The organism is Jejubacter calystegiae (assembly GCF_005671395.1).
Taxonomy (GTDB): Bacteria; Pseudomonadota; Gammaproteobacteria; order Enterobacterales; family Enterobacteriaceae; genus Jejubacter; species Jejubacter calystegiae.
On sequence record NZ_CP040428.1, the window covers coordinates 293,905 to 315,467 of the forward strand.

19 protein-coding genes, 1 tRNA gene and 1 pseudogene are annotated in these 21,563 nt (G+C 52.2%); 10 read left to right on the forward strand and 11 right to left on the reverse strand.

Going from position 1 to position 21,563, the window contains the following annotated elements:
* Positions 1-6: 6 nt before the first annotated feature.
* A pseudogene (locus tag FEM41_RS01165) lies at positions 7-365 on the forward strand (endonuclease domain-containing protein); the annotation flags it as partial.
* A 406-nt stretch (positions 366-771) separates the two neighbouring features.
* On the opposite strand, the gene FEM41_RS01170 reads toward FEM41_RS01165, so the two are convergent.
* From FEM41_RS01170 to trmB, 3 genes are all read right to left on the reverse strand, one after another.
* Positions 772-1,488, reverse strand: a complete 717-nt coding sequence (locus FEM41_RS01170) for a YggN family protein (protein WP_138099074.1) — start codon at positions 1,486-1,488, stop codon at positions 772-774.
* 61 nt (positions 1,489-1,549) lie between these two features.
* A complete protein-coding gene (locus FEM41_RS01175; RefSeq protein ID WP_138093610.1) occupies positions 1,550-1,876 on the reverse strand; it encodes a YggL family protein in 327 nt (108 codons plus the stop codon).
* Entirely contained in the window at positions 1,876-2,595 is a 720-nt protein-coding gene (gene trmB, locus FEM41_RS01180; protein WP_138093613.1) for a tRNA (guanosine(46)-N7)-methyltransferase TrmB, read from the reverse strand. The genes FEM41_RS01175 and trmB overlap by 1 nt, the downstream gene beginning before the upstream one ends.
* Before the next feature lie 156 nt (positions 2,596-2,751).
* On the opposite strand from trmB, the gene mutY reads away from it, so the two are divergent.
* The 3 genes from mutY to mltC are packed head-to-tail and all read left to right on the forward strand — an operon-like array spanning position 2,752 to position 5,235.
* Positions 2,752-3,819 carry an A/G-specific adenine glycosylase gene (gene mutY / locus FEM41_RS01185; RefSeq protein ID WP_138093616.1) on the forward strand — a complete coding sequence of 356 codons (1,068 nt, stop codon included), beginning with the start codon at positions 2,752-2,754 and terminating at the stop codon, positions 3,817-3,819.
* A 12-nt stretch (positions 3,820-3,831) separates the two neighbouring features.
* On the forward strand, positions 3,832-4,104 hold the full coding sequence (locus FEM41_RS01190; RefSeq protein WP_138099075.1) for an oxidative damage protection protein: 273 nt from the start codon (positions 3,832-3,834) through the stop codon (positions 4,102-4,104).
* Between the two features lie 48 nt (positions 4,105-4,152).
* The gene (gene mltC, locus FEM41_RS01195) at positions 4,153-5,235 is read left to right on the forward strand and encodes a membrane-bound lytic murein transglycosylase MltC (protein ID WP_138093619.1); all 1,083 of its coding nucleotides are present in this window, start codon (positions 4,153-4,155) and stop codon (positions 5,233-5,235) included.
* Positions 5,236-5,270: 35 nt separating this feature from the next.
* Here mltC and FEM41_RS01200 read toward each other — a convergent pair whose 3' ends face one another.
* Complete coding sequence (locus FEM41_RS01200) at positions 5,271-7,406, reverse strand: ornithine decarboxylase (RefSeq protein WP_138093622.1); 2,136 nt, start codon at positions 7,404-7,406, stop codon at positions 5,271-5,273.
* Between the two features lie 407 nt (positions 7,407-7,813).
* Between FEM41_RS01200 and FEM41_RS01205 the strand changes: the two genes are divergently transcribed.
* Positions 7,814-7,889: transfer RNA gene (locus FEM41_RS01205), tRNA-Phe, on the forward strand.
* 190 nt (positions 7,890-8,079) lie between these two features.
* On the opposite strand, the gene FEM41_RS01210 is transcribed toward FEM41_RS01205, so the two are convergent.
* The 3 genes from FEM41_RS01210 to FEM41_RS01220 all read right to left on the reverse strand — a co-directional run bounded on the left by FEM41_RS01210 (position 8,080) and on the right by FEM41_RS01220 (position 12,293).
* Positions 8,080-8,244 carry a helix-turn-helix domain-containing protein gene (locus FEM41_RS01210; protein WP_241666554.1) on the reverse strand — a complete coding sequence of 55 codons (165 nt, stop codon included), beginning with the start codon at positions 8,242-8,244 and terminating at the stop codon, positions 8,080-8,082.
* A gap of 53 nt (positions 8,245-8,297) precedes the next feature.
* Entirely contained in the window at positions 8,298-8,759 is a 462-nt protein-coding gene (locus FEM41_RS01215; RefSeq protein ID WP_138093625.1) for a hypothetical protein, read from the reverse strand.
* Positions 8,760-9,077: 318 nt separating this feature from the next.
* Complete coding sequence (locus FEM41_RS01220; protein ID WP_138093628.1) at positions 9,078-12,293, reverse strand: RNA-directed DNA polymerase; 3,216 nt, start codon at positions 12,291-12,293, stop codon at positions 9,078-9,080.
* 265 nt (positions 12,294-12,558) lie between these two features.
* Between FEM41_RS01220 and FEM41_RS01225 the strand changes: the two genes are divergently transcribed.
* Positions 12,559-13,341 (forward strand): type IV toxin-antitoxin system AbiEi family antitoxin domain-containing protein, encoded by a 783-nt coding sequence (locus tag FEM41_RS01225; RefSeq protein ID WP_196240475.1) that lies wholly within the window; start codon positions 12,559-12,561, stop codon positions 13,339-13,341.
* Positions 13,328-14,257: a nucleotidyl transferase AbiEii/AbiGii toxin family protein gene (locus FEM41_RS01230; RefSeq protein WP_138093631.1), complete on the forward strand. Its 930-nt coding sequence runs from the start codon at positions 13,328-13,330 to the stop codon at positions 14,255-14,257. The genes FEM41_RS01225 and FEM41_RS01230 overlap by 14 nt, the downstream gene beginning before the upstream one ends.
* Before the next feature lie 618 nt (positions 14,258-14,875).
* Here FEM41_RS01230 and FEM41_RS01240 read toward each other — a convergent pair.
* The 3 genes from FEM41_RS01240 to FEM41_RS01250 all read right to left on the reverse strand — a co-directional run bounded on the left by FEM41_RS01240 (position 14,876) and on the right by FEM41_RS01250 (position 18,031).
* Positions 14,876-15,325, reverse strand: a complete 450-nt coding sequence (locus FEM41_RS01240; protein WP_138093637.1) for a lipocalin-like domain-containing protein — start codon at positions 15,323-15,325, stop codon at positions 14,876-14,878.
* Positions 15,326-15,950: 625 nt separating this feature from the next.
* Positions 15,951-16,778 carry a phosphoenolpyruvate hydrolase family protein gene (locus tag FEM41_RS01245; protein WP_138093640.1) on the reverse strand — a complete coding sequence of 276 codons (828 nt, stop codon included), beginning with the start codon at positions 16,776-16,778 and terminating at the stop codon, positions 15,951-15,953.
* Positions 16,778-18,031: a Tm-1-like ATP-binding domain-containing protein gene (locus tag FEM41_RS01250; protein WP_138093643.1), complete on the reverse strand. Its 1,254-nt coding sequence runs from the start codon at positions 18,029-18,031 to the stop codon at positions 16,778-16,780. Before FEM41_RS01250 ends, FEM41_RS01245 begins: the two co-directional genes overlap by 1 nt.
* A 126-nt stretch (positions 18,032-18,157) precedes the next feature.
* Between FEM41_RS01250 and FEM41_RS01255 the strand changes: the two genes are divergently transcribed.
* Both FEM41_RS01255 and FEM41_RS01260 read left to right on the forward strand, forming a co-directional pair.
* Positions 18,158-18,772, forward strand: a complete 615-nt coding sequence (locus tag FEM41_RS01255) for a TetR/AcrR family transcriptional regulator (RefSeq protein WP_138093646.1) — start codon at positions 18,158-18,160, stop codon at positions 18,770-18,772.
* Between the two features lie 252 nt (positions 18,773-19,024).
* Entirely contained in the window at positions 19,025-19,861 is an 837-nt protein-coding gene (locus tag FEM41_RS01260; protein WP_138093649.1) for an alpha/beta fold hydrolase, read from the forward strand.
* 53 nt (positions 19,862-19,914) lie between these two features.
* Here the strand turns inward: FEM41_RS01260 and FEM41_RS01265 are convergent, their stop codons facing one another.
* Positions 19,915-20,517 (reverse strand): TetR/AcrR family transcriptional regulator, encoded by a 603-nt coding sequence (locus FEM41_RS01265; protein ID WP_138093652.1) that lies wholly within the window; start codon positions 20,515-20,517, stop codon positions 19,915-19,917.
* A 161-nt stretch (positions 20,518-20,678) separates the two neighbouring features.
* Between FEM41_RS01265 and FEM41_RS01270 the strand changes: the two genes are divergently transcribed.
* A complete protein-coding gene (locus FEM41_RS01270) occupies positions 20,679-21,521 on the forward strand; it encodes an alpha/beta fold hydrolase (RefSeq protein ID WP_138093653.1) in 843 nt (280 codons plus the stop codon).
* The last annotated feature ends 42 nt before the right edge of the window (positions 21,522-21,563 follow it).

Genomic DNA, 21,563 nt, shown 5'->3' on the forward strand with positions numbered 1-21,563 from the left:
GCCGCCATGAAAACCATCACCCACCACGCCCGGACGCTACGGCGCAGCCTTACCCGTGAGGAGCAACGGCTCTGGTATATGCTGCGTGACCGCCGTTTTGCGCGCTATAAATTTCGCCGCCAGCATCCGGTGGGGCGTTATATTCTCGATTTTGCCTGCTGCGCGGTTCGTCTGGCGATTGAACTGGATGGCGGGCAGCATGCTTGCCGGGTTGAGTATGACAGGCGCAGAGAGGCGTGGTTGAGAATGCAGGGGTGGCGAGTAATTCGCTTCTGGAATAATCAGTTGTGGGAGAATGAGGAGGCGGTGATGGAGGCGATTCTGGAGGCGCTGGAGATGCGGTGACCTCACCCCGGCCCTCTCCCAAAGGGAGAGGGGGAAAATCAGCGCCGACCTGTCATTTCTCCCGATATGCGCAGAGGGAAGGAAACCAGCGCCAGCCTGTCCCCTCTCCCGATATGCGCAGAGGGAAGGAAACCAGCGCCAGCCTGTCCCCTCTCCCGATATCCGCAGAGGGAAGGAAACCAGCGCCGACCTGTCCCCTCTCCCGATATGCACAGAGGGGGAAAATCAGCGCCGACCTGTCCCCTCTCCCGATATGCGCAGAGGGAAGGAAATCAGCGCCAGCCTGTCATTTCTCCCGATATCCGCAGAGGGAAGGAAACCAGCACCAGCCTGTCATTTCTCCCGATATGCGCAGAGGGAAGGAAACCAGCGCCGACCTGTCCCCTCTCCCTTTGGGAGAGGGTTAGGGTGAGGGTGAGGGGAAAATTACTTCAGCCCCTTCACCAGCGTCTGACGCTGCTCTTCCAGCGTGGTCACGCGGCTACAAACATCCTTGCCGAACTTCTGAAAATCCTTTTCCTGGTTTTTCCATTCGCTCTGAATGGCGCTCTGCAAACCGCCCAGATTCCCCAGGATGCCCTGCAAAGGGTTGCTGCCGCCAGAGCTGGTCGCCTTCGCGCCCATTTCGTTAATGCTGTCCTGCAGAATACCGCCCATGGTCTGATTGACCAGTTTCTGGCCGTCGGCACGCACCTGATCGATAGCCTTATAGTGGAAGGTCAGCCCATCCTGGCGGTGTTCGATAATACGGTTCATCTGCGCTTTAAGCTGGCTGTCCAGTTCGGTCAGACGCTTACGCATATTGCTGCTTTCACCCACCTGCTCGGTGATGATTTTATCCAGCGCCACCCGACCGCGCTCTACCCGGGTACGGGCGCCGTCATCGATCCACGGCAGCGCCTCGCGCAGTCCTTTCTGGTAGTCCTGAGCTTGCTCGCGCTGGGCGGCGCTAAGCTGTTGCGCCTTGCCGTTATAGTTTACGGCGCCGTCCGGCGCGATGGTCAGGTCACCATTCTCGCCCACTACCTGCACCGTCTGCGGTTTGATTACCACATCGTCCTTAGGCTGAACGCCGCATTTGTATTCCGCCTGGGCATGGGCGGCTGTAACCAGCAGCACTGCCATCAGCGCTTTACGAATTATCGCCATTCCTTTCTCCTGTAAAGCAGGCGGGCCGACTTACGCCGACCCGCAACGGATTAGATTAGTCCCACCAGACATCGAACAGGTCGCTCAGGCGCACCTCTTCGAGCTTGCGCGCTTCCAGCCACTGGCGGACCAGGGTGCGATGCCCTTCGGTACACTTGCCGATCTGCTGGGTGCAGATAAGCCCTTCCCAGGCCAGATAGCCGCTGCCATCATAAGCCAGACCATTCGGCTCGATGACCTCATTAATGAAGTCATCCACGGCCCGATCGACGGCCTGTTCAGAAGTGCCTTCCGGGAAGCGCCAGGCAACGGAAAAGCCCAGCTCCTGAAACTCTTCGATATGCAATTTCTTACGCAGACGACGGCTACGATTCTTCGCCATTATTTCACCCTCTCGAACATTAAGTCCCATACTCCGTGGCCAAGACGATGACCACGCTGTTCAAACTTGGTTACCGGGCGCGTCTCCGGGCGCGGCACATAATCGCCAGTCGTCGACTGATTGCGGTAGCCTTCGATGCTGGTCATGACTTCCAGCATATGCTCTGCGTAGGCTTCCCAGTCGGTCGCCATATGGAAAACGCCGCCCAGTTTCAGCTTGCGTTTTACCATTTCGGCGAAGGGGACCTGAACGATACGGCGTTTATTATGACGTGCTTTGTGCCACGGGTCAGGGAAAAAGAGTTGCACCATGTTCAGGCTGTTGTCCGGGATCATGGTTTCCAGCACTTCCACCGCATCATGACACATCACGCGCAGGTTCTTCACCCCGGCTTCGTGGGCCGAGCTCAGGCAGGCACCCACGCCTGGCGAGTGCACCTCAATACCTAAGAAGTTCTGCTCAGGCCGGGCCTCGGCCATCGCTACCAGCGAAGCGCCCATTCCGAAGCCAATTTCCAGCGTGACCGGGCCGTCGTTACCGAACAGCGCGCCCAGGTCCAGAGGTTCGGCGCAAAACTCAACGCCCATCTCCGGCCAGTAGTGATCCAGCGCATGCTGTTGTGCTTTGGTCAGACGCCCCTGGCGGCGAACAAAGCTGCGAATACGGCGCATGGCGCGGCCGCTTTCGTCAAATTCCGGTGAGACGACGTCATTATTCATGGTGAAAACCTGGCTGTTGTTGAGAATGAAAGCAAGCGGGCATTATCCAAAGTTAATACCCGGATGCAAGCACCGGAAACTTCCGGTTTACAGGGCTTATCGCTCTGTGCTGGAATCAGCCTCCAGGTAATTCAATGTGGGATGCCGTAAAAAAACATGCAAGCCCTTCAATTTTCACGCCGGGTACTCGACTGGTATGACAAATTTGGCCGTAAAACCCTGCCCTGGCAGCAGGAAAAAACGCCTTATAAGGTCTGGCTCTCTGAAGTGATGCTTCAGCAGACCCAGGTCGCTACGGTGATCCCCTATTTCGAACGCTTTATGGCGCGATTCCCGACGGTAACCGCCCTGGCCCAGGCGCCGCTGGACGACGTGCTGCATCTGTGGACGGGGTTGGGCTACTACGCCCGGGCCCGCAACCTGCATAAGGCAGCACAGCAGGTATTGGAGCGCCATGGCGGGCACTTTCCGGAAAACTTCGATGACATCAATGCGCTGCCTGGCGTAGGTCGTTCCACCGCAGGGGCCATTCTTTCCCTGTCGCTCGGCAAGCGTTACCCCATTCTCGACGGAAACGTAAAGCGCGTACTGGCGCGCTGCTATGCCGTAAGCGGCTGGCCCGGAAAGAAAGAGGTGGAAAACCGGCTGTGGCAGATTAGCGATGAGGTTACCCCCGCCAGCGGCGTGGAACGCTTTAATCAGGCGATGATGGACCTGGGCGCCATGGTCTGTACCCGATCGCGCCCCAAATGCGATATCTGCCCGCTGAATAGCGGCTGCGTGGCGTTCGCCAACGGCACCCAGAGCAGCTACCCGGGCAAAAAACCGAAACAGACGATCCCGGAGCGTACCGGTTACTTCCTGCTGATGCAGCACGGCGATGAGGTTTTTCTGAACCAGCGCCCGCCAAGCGGCCTGTGGGGTGGACTATACTGCTTCCCGCAATTCGAAGATGAAGCTGGCCTGCGCGCCTGGCTGGCCCGCCACGGCATTGCCGATGGCGGTCTGACGCAGCTTACCGCCTTTCGCCATACCTTCAGCCACTTTCATCTGGACATCGTGCCAATGTGGCTTTCCGTGTCCTCGATGGCGGCCTGCATGGATGAGGGAGCGGCTCTTTGGTATAACTTAGCGCAGCCGCCGGGCGTGGGTCTGGCAGCTCCCGTGGAGCGTCTGTTACAGCAATTACACCGCGATCCGGTCGATGCCGCTCGCGCTGTTTAAAGAGGATTAATGATGAGTCGCACAATTTACTGCACTTACCTGAAGCGCGATGCCGAAGGCCAGGACTTCCAGCTCTACCCTGGCGAGCTGGGCAAGCGGATCTACAACGAGATCTCAAAAGAAGCCTGGGCCGAATGGCAGAAGAAGCAGACCATGCTGATTAACGAGAAAAAACTCAACATGATGAATCCGGAACACCGCAAGCAACTGGAACAGGAGATGGTGAACTTCCTGTTCGAGGGCAAAGACGTACACATTGAAGGCTACACGCCGCCCGAGAAATAAGTGAGGGCTACGGCCCTTTAGCACACTAACAACAGCACTCCCGGAACAATGAAAAAACTCTTAGCGCTGGCCCTGGTGGCGCCGCTGCTGGTCTCCTGCTCTGGTAATAAGCCCAGGGAACCACTGCCCCCCGCCAAGGATACGAACGGTTTCGACATTCTGATGGGCCAGTTTGCCCATAACATTGAAAATATCTGGGGCTTCGACGAAGTGTTGATCGCCGGCCCCAAAGATTACGTGAAGTATACCGACGGCTTTATGACCCGCAGCCACATCAACTTTGATGAAGGGACCATAACCGTTGAAACTATCGCCGGGACCGAGCCTGCGGCGCGCCTGAAGCAGGCTATTGTCACCACCCTGCTGATGGGCGACGATCCCGGCACGGTCGATCTCTATTCCGACGCCGATGACATCAACATATCCAAAGAGCCATTCCTCTATGGTCAGGTGGTGGATAACACCGGCGAAGCCATTCGCTGGCAGTGGCGCGCCGATCGCTTCGCCGACTGGTTGCTGAACAATAAGCTCCAGCAGCGCCGAAGCAGCAACGGCCTGCGGATTATCTACAGCGTGACCATTAACCTGGTGCCGAACCACCTGGATAAACGCGCCCATAAATATCTGGGCATGGTACGCGAGGCTTCGCGCAAGTACGGCGTGGAAGAGTCGCTGATTCTGGCGATTATGCAGACCGAATCGAGCTTTAACCCCTATGCGGTGAGCCGTTCCGATGCCCTGGGGCTGATGCAGGTGGTGCAGCATACCGCCGGACTGGATGTGTTTCGCGCACGAGGCAAGTGGGGTAAACCCAGCCGCAGCTATCTGCTCGATCCGGCCAGCAATATCGACACGGGTACCGCCTACCTGGCGATGCTGGGCAACGTGTATCTTTCCGGTATCGATAACCCCACTTCGCGTCGCTATGCGGTGATTACCGCCTATAACGGCGGCGCAGGCAGCGTACTGAGGGTGTTTAACAGCGATAAAACCCGGGCCTTTAGCATCATCAACAGTATGGATCCGGGTGATGTCTATGAAACCCTGACCAACCGCCACCCGTCGGCGGAGTCGCGCCGCTATCTCTACAAGGTGAATACCGCCCAGAAGAGCTACCTGCGGGGAGGCTAAACTATCCGACGCCCCCGCAACCGGGGGCGTCAGTTTCAGCCTTTCAGCACATAGCCGTACAGCCGGGTTACACCGGCGTCATCGCACTGCGGGTAAACGCCCTGTAGCTCCGGCGCAAAGCCCGGAAGCTGGTTCAGAACATCCTCCAGCGCCAGGAAATAGCGCTGCGCGGCACCGCCCCACACTTCCCCCGGTACCACGCACAGCACCCCTGGCGGATAAGGCAGCGCCCCTTCGACCGCAACCCGGCCCTGGGCCTCGCAGAGCGCCACCAGTTCGGCATTACCGCGAATAAATTCATCGTGAGCCTGCTTCGCGCCCAGTTCGACCTGCGGCAGGCTTTCCAGACGGAACATCGCCTTTTGCAGCGATTTAATGTCGTGGCGCACGTAGAGCTGATGCATCTCCTGGCATAGCTGGCGCAGGCCGTAGCCGCGATAGCGCTGCGGATACTTCTGCCACAGACTCGGTAGCACATCCTGAAACGCCGCATCCTGCTCCAGCAGTTGTTCGAAGCGTACCAGCGCCGCCACCAGCCGCGCCATCTTTTCCGGGCTTTCCGCGGGGGTCAGCAGGAACAGGATCGAGTTGAGATCCGCTTTTTCCGGCACGATGCCGTTTTCCCGCAGGTAGTGGGCAAGGATCGCTGCCGGTACGCCGAACTCCTGATACTCACCGCTGGCGGCGTCGATGCCCGGCGTGGTCAGCAGCAGCTTGCAGGGATCCACCCGATATTCATCGCGTCCGTAGCCGCTAAAGCCGTGCCAGCCTGCATCCGGCTCAAAACTGAAAAAGCGGCGCTCCCGGGCAATTTGCTCAGTCGGATAGTCCTGCCAGGGGCGCCCTTCCACCACATCTGGCACAAAGGGGCGAACCATCCGGCAGCTCGCCAGGATCTGCTTACGGATTTCGATGCCCAGGGTAACGCACTGCGCCCATAGCTGACGCCCGCCCTCCCCGTCGTGGATGCGGGCGTTGACGTCCAGCGCCGCAAACAGCGGATAAAACGGACTGGTAGAGGCGTGCATCATGAAGGCGTTGTTCATGCGCTTGTAGGGGCAAAAACGCGCCTGACCGCGGATATGATCGTCTTTTTTGTGGATTTGCGAGGTCTGGGAGAAACCCGCCTGCTGCTTGTGCACCGACTGGGTCACGAAAATGCCGGGGTCGTTTTCATTAAGATCCAGCAGTAGCGGCGAGCAGTCAGAGACCAGTGGAATAAACTGCTCATAGCCCACCCAGGCGGAGTCGAACAGAATGTAGTCGCACAGTGGCCCAATGCTCTCCACCACCTTGCGGGCGTTATACAGAGTGCCGTCATAAGTGCCCAGTTGGATCACCGCCAGCCGGAATGGCCGCGGCGTATCGGCGCGCTCCGGCGCCACTTCGCGGATCCGCTCCCGTATCCAGCCTTCATCGAAGCAGTGGGAATCAATGCCGCCGATAAACCCAAAGGGGTTACGCGCCGCTTCCAGATAGACAGGCGTAGCTCCGGCCTGTAACAGCGCGCCATGATGATTGGACTTATGGTTGTTACGATCGAACAAAACCAGATCGCCCTGGGTCAGCAGCGCATTGGTCACCACCTTATTGGCCGCCGAGGTGCCATTCAGCACAAACCAGGTTTTACTGGCGTTAAACACCCGGGCCGCGTTTTTCTGCGCCTCTTTGGCCGAACCTTCATGAATCAGCAGATCCCCAAGCCGCACGTCGGCGTTGCACATATCGGCGCGAAACAGGTTATCGCCAAAGAAGTCGTAAAAACGGCGACCGGCCGGGTGTTTTTTAAAGAATTCACCGTGCTGATGGCCCGGGCAGGCGAAGGTGCTGTTGCCCATGGCCACATACTGGCTGAGAGTACCGAAAAACGGCGGCAGCAAAGCCTGCTCCCAGGCCAAAGCCGCTGCCTCCAGCGCCGGAAAATCCTGCTCGCCGCTTAAGTTCGCCGTAATGCCTTCCAGCAGCGTCTGCCGCGCATCGCTATACAGAAACACCGGCATACCGAAGCCGGTACGCTTAAGCAGCGCCAGAATGCCGCTGCGGCTATCGCTGAGGCTCAACACCACCGCCGCCACATCGGTAAAGTCGGTACTGTCCAGCGTGACTATCTCGCGCTGGCTGGCAATAAGGGGCAGCAACTCATGGCTGACGGCGATTTTTAACGGTTTCACAGATCCAGATCCCCCGGACAAAGACTAAACGGGTGCTGCGGCACAGCGCCTGAGCGGCGTGTACCCACTGCTGTCTGAAGAGTTCGGTCTGGGTTTCAGCTCCGACCGCCAGACATCAGTAAAAGCAGAGAGGCTCTGGTTTTACTGCTGTCCTGCGCTATACGTGCGATCCCCTCACCGCATAGTGAGCGATACGGCGCAGTGCGCGAAGAAAAGAGAATAGAATGTAGGCAGGTTCATGATACGGTCCCGCGTTAGCCCTGAACCAAAACGGCGCGATGGTGACAGCTTTTCGCCTGGCGCGCAACCAGTTGCCCCGCCATAGCGCACATAATTCAGTCAAACGCGCCGTAGCAATGACAAAGTCGTTGACGCCACAAGCGCTTTACGGTTTAATGCGCCCCGTTGCCCGGATAGCTCAGTCGGTAGAGCAGCGGATTGAAAATCCGCGTGTCCCTGGTTCGATTCCGGGTCCGGGCACCACAAATTAAAGAACCCAGCCGCCAGGCTGGGTTTTTGCGTTTTTGGGATCCAGATTCGATTACCTGTAATAGCCCCACCCTCAATACTCAGGGACTGTCAGATAAAAATGGCAAACTGCCACACTCTGCTTGCCTTCTCCCCACCTTCCGCCCGCAAATACAGACAAAAGATCGAGAGATTCTGTTTTGCTTTAGTGATATTCAGATCTGCGGTAGCGGGAAGGCCAGATTTGTTCTGGCGCAATACCCAACGCTTCGGCGATCAGCCTTTCGCCTTTGGGCCAGCGACGGGTAAGCGCGTTTGCCAGCGTGGAGGATGTCAGCCCTGATTTGCGGGAAAAGGCAGACAGTGACATTCACTGCTTTTTCAGCGCCGCGATAATGTCGGCGGAATGCCAGTCCGGTTGCATCATGCCGCCACCTCGTCGATAAACTTCACGCCGTCGGCGGTGCGCAGCCAGCGCGGGGCTTTCATTTCCGCCGCGAAGTGGTTGATCAGGTCATACAGCAGATAACTGAGCTGTTTCTCCTTTTCAGAAGAAAATCCCTGCTCCGCCAGCGTCTGCGTCAGGGCGAGGCAGTAGCTGCAAAGCTCAGTGCATTCCGGCCCAAACTCGGGGGAATTCGCCGGGAGGGTATCGACAGTCAGGCTTTCAACAAGATGGGGCGGGACGGGGTCTAACAGCGTGGGCTGGAGCAATGCCAGAGCGGCGTTGAGTCTGCCACAGAGCGCCATTTTCAGCGTGGGATCGTCGTTTTCAATCAGGGTTTCGGCGAAGTTTTCGCAGTGGCTGACAAGGACGGTAAAGTCCGTGGCGGCGTTGAAGGGAACGGCAAGTAACGGATGTGTCTGGATTGGGGTAGTAGCCATAAGGCAACCTCCGGTATGTGAATTTAAATTCCACCACCGAAGAGACCAATCTTCCGGGTGGTGAACTGAACGGAGTTGGTCTTACCGGCCATACCTACACCGGCGCACCTTGCGGTGCCCCCGCCCAGCCCACCATAGAGGTATAGCCGGACGCGCGACATAAAAAAGACGCTAACGCGTCATATGTCGCAGGTATGATATTCGGGAGACCAATCCCGGCACCTGAATTTGCAGGTGCCGGGCAAAGATACCGCTAAGGGTCGTGAACAGCAAGAATTTTCCCTTACATTCTCCCAAAATAACCTGAGCCACTAAATATTATTTTGGTGGTAGTTTTTTTCTATTTCTGGCCAAACGGAATCCTTCAGGTAATGGCTTGAATTTATCTCCTTCTTTAGTCCACCGCTTAGCCCTGCTCTGGAAAGCTCTTAAAGCATCAATGTTCAGCGTAGCCGCAACGACAAAATCATTATCTCCTCCCTTCACACGAGCAATATCACGCATAAAAGACTCTTTTGCCGGAGAACGCACACGACTGTCACCGTATTTACGGTTATTCACTAAAATAGTGTATGCGTGTACATCAAGTGCGGCTGATTCGATCAACGACGCAAAAGTTTCAAGATCTTTATTCCAGCTTAGTACCATCAGGGCATCAACAGCTCCCTGAAATCGTACTCTTGCCTTGCTATTCTGAAGTTCAGAACAAATCATTATGCCTAAATTAACGCCATGATGAATATAAACAGGCTTACGTTGTTTCGCACTGAGCGTCGAAAATGCCCACGATTTACCATACATTGAATGTAATGCTTCATCTTCCCCGACAGCAGGTTCCAGCTTAGGTTGCCATATTTTCACCGATGCAGGATATCCCAATCGGTTATCTGACAGGACGAGTACAGCCTCACTAAGTAGCTGATGATCATTAATATGGCGATATTCCGTACCGGCAATCAGACTGATGCCAGCCGAACTTAATCGCTCAGCAATGCTATTAACCCAGCGTAGCGGCACAGAAAGTTCGGGGAATAAAACATAATCAGGTTTAGGTGATAATTTTAGCGTTGCATTAACCAATTCGGATATACGCTGATATCGACTGCGTGATAGTTCTGATTTATTACAAGCCATTTTTGCCCAATCATCTTCATCGGTTCTGATATTGGTTAATGCCACAACAATTTTACGTTTTTTATCAGTGCCAATGTGGAGAAATTTCCGTGTTCGTGACGTTGTCGTTGCATCTTCCATATCCTGTTCTGTTGCAAGCAACGTTGGCTTTATCCACACTCCACGCAATGCTTGTGTATATTTAGCCCAGATAACGGAAGGCCGATCATCCAGCATTTTACCATCTGCGGTGGGTAACCCGACACATTCAGGCGCCAGTTCGGATATTTCAGCAGGCGTTAAAGGTCGCGTTGGGAAAACATACGGCAAGTAGCTCTCATTCTTGCGATCCCCTTTTTCCACTTTTTCAAGACGAGTGTTTCTGGTTGACTTCAGAAACGCTTTAAGAATGTCGATATCAATCAGCGATGCAGCATTTATTGATTTCAGAATTTTACTTTCCTTCTTACCATCACGCTGGCCTACGAGTTTTCCTGCTGACTGGCTTTGTAAGATTTTCTTATAAGGCTCTTTCGCTAGATCCGCCAGTGCAACTGACTGCGCCTTTTTATTAAAATCAGCAAAATCAAATCGTAAATTAGTTAATTCTTTAAATTGTACAAGGCTGTCGATCATCTGAGAAAGAAAGATACCTGATAAATGCTTTTCTTTTTTAGAGCGCTGACCAAGAAATAATTTATCAGGAGAATAAAAACGGGTTGCCGCATCAACAAATAACCAAGTCAGGGTACCTTTTGTGGAATGCCAGAGATTCTTTATTGCTTTGGTTTCACAACCATTGATCGTTATTTTTTCACCTGATTTGATAACTGAAGCCAGTCTATCTACTGAATGGTAGGCTTTAAGTACGATTTTTTCGACATGCTGCCATTCGTTCATACTGATAGCAAAACCAAGTAATCTGGGCAAATAGCTGAAATGTGCAAACAAGTTATCCGCCCGGAGAATATGGTTGTATGCAAACTGATAAAACTCTTCTCGTTGTTCTTTCCATTCACCGGGAGGCAGATCTCGCGCCAAGGTTTCAACATGACGCAATTGCAGAGACCATCCTAAGCGGCGGATAGTTAATCCATCCGCCCGACGCAACGTATCAGCATTTTCACCTACGCTACCGGCAGCAGAAAGAACTTTCGCGGCAGTAGAATCTTCCAGTTGATCCGGCGACGGCATCAGTCGGTGTTCACTGGAAAGTTCATAGATCTCTTTTTCGATGCTGTCCAAGAGGTCAATCCCGGCTCCTCCCTGAAGAATAAAAAGCTTTTGCTTATCAGACTGAAGTTGAATGGTTGTCTTAGCCTGAAACTTCTCACCTTGCTCTATTTGCCATACCTGCTCTTTATCTGGCACAGGTTTAATACAGTCTTTACCAAGCCGTTCCTGCAATAACGCCATAAATTCACGATTATTGGTAATTGCTCCAGTATCTCGTATCACCAGAAACATATCATCGACATAACGTCCGTAGTGAACCGGAGATAGCTTCTCAAGAATTAGTTGATCCCAGCGATGCAATAAAATATTCGATATGATTCGGCTAGCCGTTAGACCAATTACCAGACCACCAGTTATTACCACTTTTTTATTTGCAATCTGTTTTCCGAATTCTGATGCGCCATCAGACCAACGCTTTAATAATTTCGCTAACTGTAGATTGAATTCTTTTTCTTCATTAGTGAGTTTTACACTCAACGCAACATGGAGATCTTCAGAAATTATCGCCAGCGGATCAATAAAATGATAATAACCCTTTAAATCTAATGAGGCTGCAATAACATCACGATCTTTGTCTAATTCGTCACGTATGGCCTTTAAACCATCGCCACGCCATTTCTGATAGGGATGAAAGTAAGGTGAGAATGAACCAATTGCACTAATATGAAAGGGTTTATCCTGCTCATCGCTCAATATTTCTTCATTACGAATACGTTTTATACGAGCTCCATAGCAACAATTTTTCAGACCAGCATCAAATTGATGCCCTACCATATTAATCCATAAAGCAGAAATAATATGTGTATTCACTGGAAAATCGCCAATGATACGAAACTCAGGCGTCAGTTCGAAGTTATCAAATAAATGATCGGCAGCTCGAACAGGATTAGAAAAATGAACATGCCCATTTTTCTCTATATCCGGTCTTTTCTTAATCGATAATTTTTTTGGCAGCAGGCGAAATTCACCAATAAAATCGCTATTAGAACAAAAACCGTTATGACTCTGTAAACTATCTAAAAGTTTATTGAGATTGCCGAGAAGATCCTGTTCATATTCAGCAAATTTGATTGCTGTGGGAAAAGTATTCTCAAAGAAACAGTCAGCTTTTGCTTTCCGGTAAGCAACCACCAGATCTTCAATTGTCAACGCATCCCAGCCGGTAAAAATTGCCTGATATGCCATAAATCATTGTCCTTTGTCTAAAATTTAAACAAAATCAGTTCACTATGTCTACATGATAACTTTACGCCTATGTTACACGTTCCGCTTAAACTGACCGAATACATTTGGGTTTGCTTGTCTGTCGTAATTTCAGTTTTTTATTTTTTGTGATATGCCGATTGAAAGGCGACATATCACAAAATAATCAAACTCAAGCTTGTTATGTGTCATTGATGAATCTAAACTAGTTTAATAATTTTAAAAATTGTCCATCAAGAGGCGACATTTGCCAAACTATCTAAACTGGCTGATGCAGAACACCCTCCCCGGTCAGGTGTTGCTCCAGTCATGGCTTACCCGCAACGGCATAGATCGTAAGCTCTCTTACCTTTATGTCCAGAATGGCTGGCTCAGGCGGATCGCACACGGAGTTTACTGCCGGACGGGTCGAGAACCAGACTGGGTGGATGCGATTTACTGCCTGCAAACACAGTGGGAAAAACCGGTTCGCGTGGCGGGGCTGACCAGCCTTGCGCTACAAGGCCATGCCCACTATACCGAACCGGGCAGACAACAGATCTGGCTCGCGCTTCCAGCTTACGTCAAACTACCGGGATGGTTCGCCGCCTTTGAACAATCCGCGACGTTCGTCACGCTGTATACGTCGGGCCTCACCGTTGATGTAACGTCATTGACTACGAAACTCAATATCGATGGTCGACAGTTAACGGGCAGCGCTCCTGAACTAGCCGCGTATGAGATCGCCTGCGGCGTTCCTTCGTTGATCTCATTCGAACATGCCGATGCCCTGTTTCAGGGGATGAATCTTCTCAGCCCGCGAAAATTACAGGTTTTGCTCTGCGCCAGTCATTCGGTTAAAACCAACCGCGTGATGCTCTACCTTGCCCGACGCAATGAGCATCCTTACTTTCAGTACCTCGATCAAAGCGGTATAGAAACCGGCTCGGGAAAACGGCAAATCGTTCCCGGCGGTTGGCTGGAGCCGGATTATCAAATCACCGTTCCCCGCGCATTTAAACCGGAAGGAGTCGAAGATGGATCTGCGTGATATTTATGCCCGACAGGTCAGGCTATTAATTACTGCCCTGCCACATGTGGCGAAGGAGTCCTGTTTCGCCCTGAAAGGCGGCACGGCAATCAACTTGTTTGTGCAAGATTTCCCTCGCCTGTCGGTGGATATCGATCTGACGTATAAAACCGTTACTTATCGCGATACCGATCTGGCGGTCATCAATGACGCCTTGATGCGTATTACTGAATCGCTGAACGGCAGACCGGGGATCACGGCTATCCGGCAGGAGAATAAAGCGGATGAAAAGCGCATCATCGTTAACACCGCTGACGCGAAGATAAAGATTGAGGTTAGTCCGGTCTGGCGTGGACTACTATTACCACCAACAGAAATGCCGGTATGTGAACAGGTGGAAATGGAATATGGCTTCACCACCATGAATGTCGTCTCGCTGGCGGATCTTTACGGCGGTAAAATCTGCGCCGCGCTTGACCGCCAGCATCCGCGCGATCTGTTTGACGTGCTGAATATGCTGGAAAAGCCGGGCCTGACGCGCGAGATCTTTGACGGTTTTCTTTGCTATCTGGCAGGGCATCCCCGCCCCATTACCGAGCTGCTGGCACCAAACTGGGATACAGCGCGGATCGCTACCCTGTACGCACAGGAATTTTCAGGCATGACACAGCAGGAAACATCGCTGGAATCCCTTTTATCAGTAACGACTTTGCTGCCACAAGCGCTGAAATCGCATCTTACGGACAGAGATCGCCAGTTCTTGCTCAGCTATAAGCAAAATACCCCTGACTGGTCGCTGTATCGCTATCCTGAAATTCAACACCTACCGGCGATTCGCTGGAAGTCGCGTAACCTGGCGGTGCTGAAGGATAAGAATCCGGCCAAGTATGCGGCGGCGGTGAATAAGCTGGAGAGAGTTCTGGAGCAGTACCTTTAGCTCTGGTTCTGAGGGAATGAATTGAGCCATGATGTTCGGTTATCTCAACGGCCTCATGGCTATATCTCAAAAAAAGATTAAAATATTTATGTAATTCAATAAATAATAATCGACACTGTCAAATATTATCTCAAAAGTGCCTAACCCGACATATCAACTTACAGCTCAATGCAGGGGTGACGGATTAACACCCTGCGGGCAAGATAAGTATGTTTTTCACGCCGTTATGTGTGGAGCTAACTCCACACATAACGAAGCCTCATTCGCCAAATAACGATTTTTCGTGATAACCCTCACAAAACCAAAGCGATTTTTTATGGGGGCCTTCGTGGGGGCGCTATTTACAAAAAATACCAATAAAATCAATAACAAACAGCACGTTAATCGTGGATATGATTCCGGGTCCGGCACCAAATTCATATCAACGGACCTCCACGGAGGTCCGTTTTTCGTTTCTGCACCCCGCCAGAATCAGCCCTTTCCAGAGTATTGCTTCAACCAAATTCTACCCACATCAACATCCTTGCGGGGGTACCGTTGAGGGCATAAGGGCAAGACCTTTCTGCCCACAGTAATTCAGGCCGCGCTACGGTTGGTTGTTGCTTCGCCATACGGATTTCAGTTAGGTGTGGCCCTGTGCCATTCAAGATATGACATAACCTCAACACCTCCTGACATAATCGGTGATGCTGAACTCAGTTTTAGTACACCATCATGTATCTCGACTACCCGTGGTTGTGTCTGACCAGTCCAGTTAGGAAACAGAGAGACATACATATTGTGTTGTAACGTCTGTTCCTGTTCATTCACAAAGAATTTGCCGCTGTAGGCAATATAGCTGGTCGCCTCCTGACAATACTCTTCTGAAGTAGCATTAAACCAGTCTCCTGATTTAAAGTTAATTCGTCCAGGCAGCATTAATTGTGCCGACATATACCCGTCTGGCGTATATATAATCAATCCTTTAGGGGATTCCCCTAATCTTTTAATCGGGGGGGTACCGTTGGTGGGGATTTCAACATAAGAGAATAGCTCCCAGGCTCCAACTAATTTCTCACGTAACGTCATGATAATTTCCTTAATTTGATAGTTACTTTAGGTACTTAACCACATATCAAATATATTGATTAGTCAAAACATGCTAACTTTCCACTTTATCTATCCAGTGGTGTAAGTCACGATAGTTAAGTATCTTCTATCTGTATGACAAAATAGGCAGAGAGGTGAGCCTAAGCCGTGTTCTGTACTTTTTATTTTAATGCTTGCCATCCTGCTACCGCATGTGCTCCTCGGGTATCCGCCCTACGCGGAAAAATATACAGCCATTGAGCACACAAATTTACCTGCGAGTACCGGATCTATGACGATTACCAGTTTGAGCTCTACCTGTTGCGATTCAATAAGGGCTGGCGAATCTATAATGTCTTTTATCTGCAAAGGCATAGAGAGTCCTCTGGCTGAAAAACGCTCACACAAGAGGAGGGCGGAGCTTTAGCTGTCACAATCTTTAAGCCGTTTTTTAGCGCCGCTGCGCGTAGACCTGCCCAACACCACTGCGATTTTAGATAAAAAAAACCATGAAATAGTCACCTGAACTCCTCGTTCATGCAGACTAATTCATGGTAATGCCTTTTATTAATTTTATATCGCGGCCAGATATATTGTTGTTATTATTTAATCATTAGCTAACGCCTTAATGACGTTTGATTTTCTTAAAGACTTCAACAGTATTTTTAATCGCTTTTTCAGTCGGCAGACGCTCCATTGAGCTGGCTCCGTAGAATCCATGACAATCCGGGCAATGAGCCAGAATATACGCGGCATCTTCAGGCTCAGCGATAGGTCCCCCGTGGCACAGCACTATCACATCGTCTCTCACCGCTTTCGCTGCCTGGGCGCAGTCATTGATAACAGGTATACAGGACTCAAGGTCATGCGCCGTTTCAGCGCCAATATCGCCGCCGGTCGTTAACCCCATATGCACGACAATCACGTCCGCCCCTGCCTGAGTCATCGCCACGGCATCTTCCGGGTTAAAAACGTAAGGCGTTGTCAGCATTCCCTTCTCATGCGCCAGGCGGATCATATCCACCTCCAGGGCATAGCCCATGCCCGTCTCTTCCAGGTTCTTGCGGAAGTTACCGTCGATAAGGCCAACGGTCGGGAAGTTCTGCACGCCCGCGAATCCCTGAGTTTTTAGTTCATCAAGGAACGGCGAGAGATTGCAGAATGGATCGGTACCGCACACACCGGCCAGCACCGGCGTTTTTTTAACGACAGGCAGTACCTCGTTTCCCATCTCGCGCACTATCTGGTTGGCATTACCGTACGGCATCAGCCCGGCCAACGAACCGCGGCCCGCCATGCGGAATCGACCTGAGTTATAAATCACAATCAGATCCACTCCGCCTGCCTCTTCGCTACGTGCAGAGAGGCCGGTGCCGGCACCAGCGCCAATAACAGGTTCATTACGGGCGACTTTTTGCTTCAGACTTTCGACAAGTATTTTATAGTTTTGCATTAGTGTTCCCCCAAACCGGGTGGTGGGCAGTTTCCCTGGTGTTGCATGACGATATTGAGCTCTTCAATCACAAGAGCTGCAAATTCAGGTGCGTTAATATGGTGAGGTGTTTTTATAATTCGCCGCTGGCTCGTCTGTAGCACAACCGACTCTAACCCTTCGGCAAAAGCCTGCCTTGCCTTAGGATCAAAGAATGGCTGGCCTGGAGCATCAAGCGCGGAAAATCCACCTTCTGGAATAATAAAACTTACCGGTCCGTTACACAGATTGAGCTTGCGACCAATCCACTTCCCGAGCTGGTAGTTTTCCTCTGGTGTGGTGCGCATTAGCGTCACCTGAGCGTTATGTTCGACAAACTGCCGCTGAGCATAACGCTCAGGTATGCTGCCTGGTTCACCGAAATTGACCATATCCAGTGCACCGGTACTGCCCACCCACGGCACTTCAGTCTGAGCGATACAGTCCAGCCGCGTTTCCGGGCACGCCAGAACGCCGCCAAACAGCAGGTCCGCGATCTCAGTCAGCGTAATATCCAGCACGCCAACGATCTCGCCATTTTCAACCAGCCGTTCCATCGAAGTACCGCCGTTGCCCGTTGCATGGAATACCAGCGGGTCATAGTGATGATTCAGCCTGGCGACCAGTTGGTTGATTCCGGGCGTGGTCACACCAAACATAGTCAGCCCGAGTACCGGCTTTTGTGCCCGATTAGGTGCAATAACGTGATTAACCGCGCCGGCAATCATGTTGGCGGCATTGGAAAGAATGGAACGGGAAAGATAATTGAGACCACTGAGATCGGTAACGGTATACAGCATGGCGATATCCATACCACCGACATACTCGCTGACATTACCGGAAGCCATTGTCGATACCATCAGTTTGGGCATGCCAATCGGCATCGCCTTCATGGCGGGTGATATCAGTGCAGTACCGCCAGAGCCGCCTATGCCGAGCAACCCCGAAATATCCTCAGACTGACTGCGCAGAAAACGGGAGAGAGCCACCGACATGGCCGTCACCGCCCGGCCGCGCTCATTGCAGAAAACCGCCGCGCTACCTTCCGGGTGATATTCCGCAACTTGCGTTGCCGGAATATCTATCTTGCTGTTTTCACTTAACTCTGCGGGGGTTCCGGTAGACACATCAATAATACGGGAATCCACGCCAGCCGCATGCAGACAGGACTTCAGCCAGACCAGCTCTTCCAGCTTGGTGTCTGCGGTACCAATGACATACACATACCTGGCCATACCGCTCACTCCGTGGTGGGGGTGAAAGATTAATTGATCTCGTGCAATATAAAGCTAGGATAATATTTTATAACCTTCAAGATATTTTTATCTCACATGATATTTTTCCTTGAAGCGAGACAAAAAATGCAGCTTTTTGATGAAGATAACCTGTCTCCGGTACGTCGCAGAACCCTTGAGCGACTCACTCATGCAGCCCTGAAGCTGTATCAGGAAAATAAATTTCCGTCACCGGAAGAGATCACCCGCGAGGCGGAGTACGCGAAAGTCACGCTCAGGAGTTACTTCTCCACCCATAGCGAGTTCGTGGAGTACGTTGTAAAAAGGGTTATTGGTGCCTTTGAAAAACCGAAGATGACAGCCGATCCCGAAGAGAATATCGCCAGGTTGCTAAGCTGGGGATACGGAGAGCTTTTCTCCCATGAAGCGCTGATGCGCGATGCCATGCGGATAGCGCAACACCGCTGGCAAACCCGCCAGGAAGAAGGATCTCATGAAGGAGAAAGTTTTCTTAAAAAGAGCAACCGTCGTGAAGCGCTCGCGGAAGCGCTGGCTCCCCTTGAATCGCAACTCCCGCCAGAAAAGGTGCAGAAACTGATCATGCTGATGTCGGTTTTGTATGGCACTGAAGCATTGACGGTACTCAAGGATACTTTCGGCCTGGAACAGGAAGAGATTGTCGAACTGACGACCTGGGGAGCTAAACTGATGCTTCATCAGGCACTGCAAGAGGAAACATAAAGCGCCACAAGAGCTTGTACATCAGTTCGTGTCACGGCCTGACTCACCCGGAAGTCAGGCCTCTTCCCGCCCGAAATACCCACACCCATAACGTGAAAATTCCTTCTACACTGATAGTGGGTTCCACCTGAAACGAGGCAACAATGCCTCTTCAGATGCCGGAACAGGGGGCTTCGACGCTCTGCTATCGCAGGTGCCGGGCCCGTTGGTTGTCAAAAACGTTTCGTCTCATTACATGCAGGAGACCAGTCCATGCCATTCGTAACTACAAAAGACGGTGTTAACATTTTCTTTAAAGACTGGGGTTCAAAAGACGCACAACCAATTGTTTTTCATCATGGTTGGCCACTGAGCGCCGATGACTGGGATGCTCAGATGCTATTTTTCCTGGCTAAAGGCTACCGCGTTATCGCACTCGATCGGCGCGGGCATGGCCGTTCCGATCAGGTCAGCGAAGGGCATGATATGGACCACTACGCGGCCGATGCCTCGGCCGTTGCTGAACATCTCGATCTGAAGAATGCTATCCACGTGGGTCACTCCACCGGCGGCGGCGAGGTGGCGCGCTATGTGGCCAAATACGGTCAGCCCCAGAACCGGGTGGCGAAAGCGGTGCTGGTTAGCTCAGTGCCGCCGCTGATGGTGAAAACACCCGACAACCCGGGTGGCACGCCCATTGAGGTGTTCGACGGTTTCCGCTCGGCGCTTGCCGCTAACCGCACCCAGTTTTATCTGGATGTCGCTTCCGGTCCTTTCTATGGCTACAACCGTTCCGGCGCGGAAGTCTCCCAGGGGATTATTCAGAACTGGTGGCGTCAGGGCATGATGGGCAGCGCCAAAGCCCATTACGAAGGCATTAAGGCGTTCTCAGAAACCGATCAAACTGAGGATCTCAAAGCCATTACCGTTCCAACGCTGGTCATTCAGGGAGATGACGATCAAGTGGTTCCCTATCAAAACGCCGCGCTGCTTCAGGACAAACTGCTGGTCAACAGCACGCTGAAAGTATATCCGGGCTATCCTCACGGTATGCATACCAGCCAGGCCGACGTCATTAACGCCGATATTCTGGATTTTATTAGCAAATAACAGATTGCATTCACGTGCTTAATGGAGGGGTAATCCCTCCATTTTTTTCACCCTTACCCATCCTGTAACAGCACAGGCCAGAGCCGCATTGCCGATTTAGCCGTAGTTTCCAGCTCGTCTGTCGTTTCACCATCCCGGGCCCGGGTGACCATCCCCTGCTGAAGCGTAAAGTAAAACCGGGCAGCGGCCTCGCAGTCCGCACGCGCTGAAATTTCGTTTTTTCCCCGGGCAGCCAACAGGCAGTTTTCCAGCCGGATCAACATTGCATGGCGACGGTGCATAAGTTCATTGCTCAAACTCTCTGATAAACCGCCTTCCATCCCCGACAGCGAAAGCAGGCATCCTTTAGGCGATTTTTCTCTGGTCAGATAGCGCGCCGTATTTAACAGTAAGTTTTCGACTGCATGGTATGCGGGCCCGTCACGCAGCAGCTCGCCCCATAATTTTTCACCGATTTCCAGGCTGTAGCGCTCCAGAACATCCAGATACAGCGCCTCTTTGGAGCCAAAAGCGGCGTAGAAGCTGGGTGGATTAATCTTTAGCGCCGATGTCAGATCGCTCAGTGAGGTGTTGGTAAACCCTTTGGCCCAGAAAATCAGCATCGCCTGCTCAACAGCGGCTTCCCTGTCAAACGTACGTGGTCTCCCCCGTGCCATATGAATTCCCCCAGCGAATAGATAGCTTATGAATATGTATTGATTATTACACAATTCTTCTGACCATCCCAGGTAACGGCATCAACCGCTGCTCATCTATTATTGACATTAATGTATTGATCACTACAAAATAAAAATGACATTCACTATGGAGAGAAGCGATGACCGAACTCAAACATGAAATTGCCGTTGTTAACGGCGTAAGGCTGCACTACGTGCGCGGCGGCGCAGGTGAGCCGGTGCTGCTGGTTCACGGCTGGCCGCAGACCTGGTACGAATGGCATCGGGTGATTCCCCGGCTGATAGCCGGAGGCCATGAAGTTATCGCTGTCGATATGCGCGGCTCAGGGGATTCAGATAAGCCTGATACGGGGTACGATAGCAATACGGTGGCCGACGATCTGCACGCGCTGGTTGCCCATCTTGGCTTTCAGAAAATCCGCCTTGTCGCCCACGATAACGGCGCACGCGTCGCCTACGCTTATGCCGCGAACTACCGGCAGGAAGTCAAAAGCCTCGTATTCCTGGAAAGCAAAATTCTGGGCATTGAAAGCGAGGATGACGCAGAGAAAGAGTACTGGCACTTTGGCTTTCACCAGGCCCCAGACCTGGCGCAGCTGCTGGTTACCGGGCGCGAGCGTGAATATCTGAGCTACTTTTTCAAAACCTATGCTTACAATCCGCTGGCGGTTACCGAATCAGACATTGATGAGTTTGTAAGATGCTATTCGGCGTCGGGTGGTCTGCGCGCAGGCTTTGAATTTTATAAGGCTTTCCCGGAATCTGCCCGCCAGAGTCGTGAGCTGGCGGCCCATAAACTCGACATTCCGGTGATGGCATGGGGCGGCTCGCACTGTATGGGCGAGATCAGCTTTCGCAGTATGCAGCAAGTTGCTCACCACGTTGAAGGGGGCGTAATACCGGAATGCGGACACTGGATCGCGGAAGAAAAACCAGACTTTATTGCCGCAGAAATACTGAAGTTCCACGGCAAGCACGCCTGAGTTTTCCGGACAATAGCCGGGCGCGACAGGAGGGGGCCAGCC

What these genes read in the sequence shown, in the direction of transcription:
- FEM41_RS01175 (WP_138093610.1), bottom strand. Translation starts at nt 1,876, where the DNA reads ATGGCGAAGAATCGTAGCCGTCGTCTGCGTAAGAAATTGCATATCGAA.
- trmB (WP_138093613.1), bottom strand. Translation starts at nt 2,595, where the DNA reads ATGAATAATGACGTCGTCTCACCGGAATTTGACGAAAGCGGCCGCGCC.
- mutY (WP_138093616.1), top strand. Translation starts at nt 2,752, where the DNA reads ATGCAAGCCCTTCAATTTTCACGCCGGGTACTCGACTGGTATGACAAA.
- FEM41_RS01190 (WP_138099075.1), top strand. Translation starts at nt 3,832, where the DNA reads ATGAGTCGCACAATTTACTGCACTTACCTGAAGCGCGATGCCGAAGGC.
- mltC (WP_138093619.1), top strand. Translation starts at nt 4,153, where the DNA reads ATGAAAAAACTCTTAGCGCTGGCCCTGGTGGCGCCGCTGCTGGTCTCC.
- FEM41_RS01210 (WP_241666554.1), bottom strand. Translation starts at nt 8,244, where the DNA reads ATGTCACTGTCTGCCTTTTCCCGCAAATCAGGGCTGACATCCTCCACG.
- FEM41_RS01215 (WP_138093625.1), bottom strand. Translation starts at nt 8,759, where the DNA reads ATGGCTACTACCCCAATCCAGACACATCCGTTACTTGCCGTTCCCTTC.
- FEM41_RS01220 (WP_138093628.1), bottom strand. Translation starts at nt 12,293, where the DNA reads ATGGCATATCAGGCAATTTTTACCGGCTGGGATGCGTTGACAATTGAA.
- FEM41_RS01230 (WP_138093631.1), top strand. Translation starts at nt 13,328, where the DNA reads ATGGATCTGCGTGATATTTATGCCCGACAGGTCAGGCTATTAATTACT.
- FEM41_RS01240 (WP_138093637.1), bottom strand. Translation starts at nt 15,325, where the DNA reads ATGACGTTACGTGAGAAATTAGTTGGAGCCTGGGAGCTATTCTCTTAT.
- FEM41_RS01245 (WP_138093640.1), bottom strand. Translation starts at nt 16,778, where the DNA reads ATGCAAAACTATAAAATACTTGTCGAAAGTCTGAAGCAAAAAGTCGCC.
- FEM41_RS01250 (WP_138093643.1), bottom strand. Translation starts at nt 18,031, where the DNA reads ATGGCCAGGTATGTGTATGTCATTGGTACCGCAGACACCAAGCTGGAA.
- FEM41_RS01255 (WP_138093646.1), top strand. Translation starts at nt 18,158, where the DNA reads ATGCAGCTTTTTGATGAAGATAACCTGTCTCCGGTACGTCGCAGAACC.
- FEM41_RS01260 (WP_138093649.1), top strand. Translation starts at nt 19,025, where the DNA reads ATGCCATTCGTAACTACAAAAGACGGTGTTAACATTTTCTTTAAAGAC.
- FEM41_RS01265 (WP_138093652.1), bottom strand. Translation starts at nt 20,517, where the DNA reads ATGGCACGGGGGAGACCACGTACGTTTGACAGGGAAGCCGCTGTTGAG.
- FEM41_RS01270 (WP_138093653.1), top strand. Translation starts at nt 20,679, where the DNA reads ATGACCGAACTCAAACATGAAATTGCCGTTGTTAACGGCGTAAGGCTG.